Genomic DNA, 4,902 nt, shown 5'->3' with positions numbered 1-4,902 from the left:
GGGGGCCGGAGAACGGCCTCCGCCGCCGGCGCGGCCGCGCCCGTACCGGTGTGCGGGACCTGTACGCCGCACCGGGCGGCGACGTCTCCTCCGCGGGCCCTTCCGGCTCAAGTCGGCCGGTGGACCTCGGTGAACCATTCTTCGACGACCGCGGCGGCCCGGCTCAGCGCGCCCGGCTCCCGGAGCCGGTGGGAGGCGCCCCGGACCTCGCGCACCGCGTGCGGGCCCGCGAGCCGTTCGGCGGCCTGCCCGCTCGAGCGGAGATCCTCGGGGTCCTCACCGCTTTCGACGAACAGCACCGGCACGCGGACCCGCTCCAGGAATCCGTCCGCCAACTCGGGCTGTCCGGCCCATGAGACCACCGTCAGCACCTCGTCCGGCAACGCCGCCGCCGCGATCAGGGCGGCGGCCGCCTCGGCCCCGGCGGCGAAGAGGACCACCGGCAGTGTCCGGGCGTCCGGCTGTATCCCCAGCCAGTCGACCGCGGCGATCAGACGGCGGCCCAGCATGTCGATGTCGACGCGCTGCTCGCTCATCGCCTCGGCCCGCCGGCCCTCGGTCTCACTGAACAGGTCCACGGCCAGTGTGCCGAATCCGGCCCTGTGCAGCTCGGCGGCGACGGACCGCGTGGCAGGGTCCTGACGGGACGTGTGCACACCGTGCACGAACAGCACGGTCGCCCGGGACGAGTCGGGAACCACGAAGTCGCCCGACAACGTGAGGTGGTCGGCGGGCACCGACACCATCTCAGAGATCACGGAGACCACCTGCTCCCTCCGGCTGTCGGGCCATGGGGCCCGTGGCGTCTCGGATCTCCGGACGGGTACCCGTTCCCCCGACGGGAACCCGGCCGGACCCGTGTCAGTCCGAGCTCTCGGCGGCACGGCCGGCGGGCAGGAGCTCACGGATGTCCGCGGGGAGTACTGCGGCGATCTTCTCGGTCAGTTCCGGGATGAGCGCGGCGTCGAGCACCTCCATGACGGCGGCGGCCTCGCGCAGGGCCGCGTCCTCGTCCGTCCCCGCGCGTCCGGCGATCCGTCCGGCGAACACGGTCGGACCGAACCGCTCGCCCGAGGTGGGCGAGTGCCCGCCGGCGGAGGACTCGGCCGCCTGCCGCATGGACGCGGCCAGTTCCGGCGGAAGCTGGGCGGCCACATGCTCCGCGAGCCCTGACGGCAGCCGTTCGGCCAGCGTGCTCAGCACGGCCCGGGCCGCCCGGCCGGCCGCCTCCCGGTCCGGCAGCTGAGCGAGCTCCTGCACTTTCCCGATGATCTCGTCGTACCGCATGGGACGCGCGTCCTTCCTCGGGGTGCGGTTCGTCCGGCAACGCCCACGGCAGGGCAACGGGCGAGTACCCGTGACACTGTCGCCGCACCGCCGCCCCGCCGTGCGGGTGGGGAAGGGCGACCCACCGTTTGGGCAGGGCCACAGAGGGTCACCCACAGGTGATGACACAGGTGCGCGTCCGAGGGAGTACGTCATGACGCTGGTGGCCGACTTCGTCCTGCGGCGATTGCGCCGGCGGGGTGCCGAGAGGGTCTGCGGCCGTCCCTGCGACGGCGTCGACGGACCGCTGGGCGGTGTCCACCACCGGCAGGGGATCGCCCCCGTCCCGCCGCGCATCACGAAGGAGCGGGGCGAGAAGGCCGCCGAAGCCGCCGTGCACGGCCCCGAGGGGCTGGGCAGCACCGCCAGGGGCACGCGCCGGAAGTCCACCGGGCCGGTGGGACACCTGCCGGGACGCCACTGATGCCCGGCGACCCCACCACGGCCGCCGAGCCGGCGCCGAAGGAGTACCGGATCGACGCCGTCGACGTGCACGCCTTCGAACTCCCCACCGACGGCCCGGACGGCAAGGAGCAGGACGGCACCCTGGAGTGGGACTCCACCACCATGGTCCTGGTCCGGGTGCACGCCGGCGGACGGACCGGCATCGGCTACACCTACGGGGACGTGTCGGTCGCCTTCTTCCTGTCCTCGGAGCTCGCCCCGCTGCTCCGGGGCCGGGACGCCTCCGCGCCGCCGGCTCTGTGGGAGCTGATGGGCCGGCGGATCCGCAACGCCGGCCGGCCCGGTGTGGGAGCCATGGCGCTCTCCGCGGCCGACATCGCGCTGTGGGACCTCAAGGCCCGGCTGCTGGACGTACCGCTGGTCCACGCGCTCCCGGCCTACCACGACCGGGTCCCCGTGTACGGCAGCGGCGGCTTCACCAACTACCCCCTGGACCGCCTCGCCGACCAGCTCGCCGACTGGGTCGAACAGGGCATCCCCCGGGTCAAGCTGAAGACGTCGAGAGAACCGGACCGCGACCCGCGGCGACTGACCGCGGTCCGCAAGGCGATCGGCTACGCGCCCGAACTCCTCACCGACGCCAACGGTGCCCTCGGCCGCAAGGAGGCGCTGTACTGGGCGTACAGGTTCATGGACGAATGGGACGTACGGTGGTTCGAGGAGCCGGTGAGCTCCGCGGACATCGAGGGCCTGCGGCTGCTCCGGAACAACGGACCGGCGCGGCTGGAGATCGCGGCGGGGGAGTACGCCTACACCCTGCGCGACGCCGTCAACCTCGTGGACGCGGACGCGGTGGACTGCCTCCAGGCCGATGTCACCCGCTGCGGCGGTATCACCGGCGTACTACAGGTCGCGGGCCTCGCGGCGGCCCGTCACCTGGACCTGTCCGCGCACTGTGCCCCCGCGGTCTCGGCCCATGCCTTCTGCGCCGTGCACCGGCTGCGGCACCTGGAGTACTTCCACGACCACGTCCGGTTCGAGCACCTGGTGTTCGACGGCACGCTGTCGCCCGTCGGCGGCGCCCTGCGGCCCGACACGGGCCGCCCCGGGCTCGGCCTGGACGTCAAGTGGGCCGACGCCGAGCCCCACCGCGTCCACGGGGAGCGGCCGGCCTGACCGGGCCCGCGGGGGTGAACGCCTCGGCCGCCGTGCCGACTGGGGCGGCCACCGCCCTGGGGTAAGGGCGGTGGCCGCTGAGCCAGGGGTCTCCTGCGCCCAGCACCCTCTCGTCGCCCGCGTTACTTGCAGAGTTCCAGGCCCTGGGCTATCACCTCGGTGAGGGGGATCCTGGTGCCCGCGTTGTTGGGGTCGTCGGCCCAGATCGGGTCGGGGGCGGGGTGCTTTCGCTGAGCTGCGTCGTTGAGGCCGTAGGTGCCTTCGGGGATGGTGAAGGTGACGGCCTGGCCGCTGCAGGCGAGAGTGCCGGAAGCGACGGTGAACGGCCAGGGCTTGACGGTGCGGTCGGTGATGTGGCCGCTCGGCTCACCGCCGTCCTCGGCGGTGCCGACGGACTTGGCGTCGTCGGAGCGGTTGTCGGCGGTTGCCGAGCTGCTGGTGCAGGCGGTCAGGGCGAGAACGCCGGAGACGGCGGCCGCGGCAGCAGTGGCGCGGATACGCATGGGTCACCCCAGGGGAGCGATGGTACGGATGGTAACCGACATCATCCGGGCCGTTACCGCCCTGGTCAGGTGTTGTGCTGATTCTGTGATGGGATCGTGACGGTCCGTTGTGGTGCGGATGCGTCAGGGTGACAGTGCCTGCCCGAGGCGGGCCCCGGCGGGCGTGCCCAGGGCGGTGCCGCGCAGCGCGACGGTCCGGGCGAGGCCGAAGCCGGTGCTGTGGACGGGCGTGTACAGCAGGAGGCCGTCGCCCGCGTCCTCGCCCCCGACCCGATGACGAGGCCGGCGCGCCCGTGGCCGGACAGATCGGTGAGGGAGACGGAGGAGCCGAACCGGTCGCCCTTCTCCGTGGCGTCCAGGATGCCGGGGGTGTCCTGGCAGACGGTGAAGGAGCCGGTGACGGTCGGGCCCGAGGGCGTGCCCCGGAGCAGGGTGGCCCGACCGGCGTCGGCGCGGTCGACGCCGTCACGGGTGAAGTCCTCGCCGGGGGCGCCGACCAGGATGTCCGCGGAGCCGTCGGCGTCGAAGTCGCCGACGGACACCGAGAAGCCGAAGGCGTCGCCGGACCGGTCGGCGCCGGCCACGCCGACGGTGTCCTGGCGGACGACCTTCGCCCCGGTGGTGGCCAGGCCCTCCGCCGAGCCGAGGAGCACGGCGATGTGGCCACCTGGCGTGCCGCCGGACTCGGAGGGGTGGGGCCGGCCGATGACGAGGTCGTCGTAGCCGTCACCGTTGATGTCGCCCGCGGCGACGGAGCGGCCGCCCCTGACGGACTTCATGCCGGACTCGGTCAGGTCGGCCGCCGATCCGGTGAACCGCGCCACCCGCCCGATGCCGCCGCTGTCACGGTAGGTGAGGACGGCGTCCGCGTACCCGTCCCCGTTGAAGTCGCCCGTCGCGGCGTCCAGGTGGGCGACCGGGCCCGTGGCGGTGGTGAGTCCGCCGGAGGTGGTGGCGCCGCCGGTCAGCCGGACGTTCCAGGTGCCACCCCGCGAGCCGGCCTCACGCCCCTGGAACCGGCTGTCCGGCAGGGTCTGCCAGTGCGACCACTGGCCCGTCCGCGCCGAGCGGGCACGGACCTCCGCCCTGCCCCTCAGTTCGGCGTGCGGATCGTCCCAGGTCAGCAGTGCGGCGCTGAAGCGTTCCGTGTCCTGCCGCGGCAGACTCCTGCGTCCCGCCCCCTGATCCGCCAACCGCACGGTGCGCACGGCGGGCTCGCGCCCGTACTCCTGCGGCCGGCCCGGCCCGGCCCGGCCCGGCGCGGAGGCGGTGGCGTACGTGACGACCCCCGCCCCGAGCGCGACGACGACCCCGCCGGCCGGCCACCCCACGCACGCACGCCTCGTCCGGCGACCCAATGCCCCACCCCTGACTCGAAGAACCCCCCACCCGTCACGGGCGGCACTTACCAAGCGCACGGAACCGGCCAGATGTCACACCGTGCGCCGGGGCTTCGCCGCGTCCTGTCAGGGGCGTGTGCGGACCTGGCGGG

6 protein-coding genes are annotated in these 4,902 nt (G+C 73.9%); 2 read left to right on the top strand and 4 right to left on the bottom strand.

The features are described from left to right. Positions 1 to 107: 107 nt before the first annotated feature. Together RH94_RS14845 and RH94_RS14840 are read right to left on the bottom strand one after the other, a co-directional pair. Entirely contained in the window at positions 108 to 758 is a 651-nt protein-coding gene (locus RH94_RS14845) for a dienelactone hydrolase family protein (protein WP_073948090.1), read from the bottom strand. A 103-nt stretch (positions 759 to 861) separates the two neighbouring features. Next, positions 862 to 1,287: a DUF2267 domain-containing protein gene (locus tag RH94_RS14840; protein WP_073948068.1), complete on the bottom strand. Its 426-nt coding sequence runs from the start codon at positions 1,285 to 1,287 to the stop codon at positions 862 to 864. A 193-nt stretch (positions 1,288 to 1,480) separates the two neighbouring features. Here RH94_RS14840 and RH94_RS14835 point away from each other — a divergent pair, with 193 nt between their 5' ends. Together RH94_RS14835 and RH94_RS14830 are read left to right on the top strand one after the other, a co-directional pair. Beyond that, positions 1,481 to 1,750, top strand: coding sequence for a hypothetical protein (locus RH94_RS14835; RefSeq protein ID WP_073948067.1), 270 nt, complete (start codon positions 1,481 to 1,483; stop codon positions 1,748 to 1,750). Beyond that, on the top strand, positions 1,750 to 2,907 hold the full coding sequence (locus tag RH94_RS14830; RefSeq protein WP_073948066.1) for an enolase C-terminal domain-like protein: 1,158 nt from the start codon (positions 1,750 to 1,752) through the stop codon (positions 2,905 to 2,907). Before RH94_RS14835 ends, RH94_RS14830 begins: the two co-directional genes overlap by 1 nt. Positions 2,908 to 3,029: 122 nt before the next feature. Here RH94_RS14830 and RH94_RS14825 read toward each other — a convergent pair whose 3' ends face one another. Both RH94_RS14825 and RH94_RS14820 read right to left on the bottom strand, forming a co-directional pair. After that, positions 3,030 to 3,410, bottom strand: a complete 381-nt coding sequence (locus RH94_RS14825; RefSeq protein ID WP_073948065.1) for a DUF2511 domain-containing protein — start codon at positions 3,408 to 3,410, stop codon at positions 3,030 to 3,032. A gap of 65 nt (positions 3,411 to 3,475) precedes the next feature. Continuing rightward, positions 3,476 to 4,741: an FG-GAP and VCBS repeat-containing protein gene (locus RH94_RS14820; protein ID WP_073948064.1), complete on the bottom strand. Its 1,266-nt coding sequence runs from the start codon at positions 4,739 to 4,741 to the stop codon at positions 3,476 to 3,478. Positions 4,742 to 4,902: the final 161 nt, after the last annotated feature.

The sequence above is a fragment of the Streptomyces kebangsaanensis genome (assembly GCF_001906585.1).
GTDB lineage: Bacteria > Actinomycetota > Actinomycetes > Streptomycetales > Streptomycetaceae > Streptomyces > Streptomyces kebangsaanensis.
The sequence above is the reverse complement of the archived record's forward strand: the minus strand, read 5'-3'. Positions and strand labels throughout refer to the sequence as shown.

What these genes read in the sequence shown, in the direction of transcription:
- RH94_RS14840 (WP_073948068.1), bottom strand. Translation starts at nt 1,287, where the DNA reads ATGCGGTACGACGAGATCATCGGGAAAGTGCAGGAGCTCGCTCAGCTG.
- RH94_RS14835 (WP_073948067.1), top strand. Translation starts at nt 1,481, where the DNA reads ATGACGCTGGTGGCCGACTTCGTCCTGCGGCGATTGCGCCGGCGGGGT.
- RH94_RS14830 (WP_073948066.1), top strand. Translation starts at nt 1,750, where the DNA reads ATGCCCGGCGACCCCACCACGGCCGCCGAGCCGGCGCCGAAGGAGTAC.
- RH94_RS14825 (WP_073948065.1), bottom strand. Translation starts at nt 3,410, where the DNA reads ATGCGTATCCGCGCCACTGCTGCCGCGGCCGCCGTCTCCGGCGTTCTC.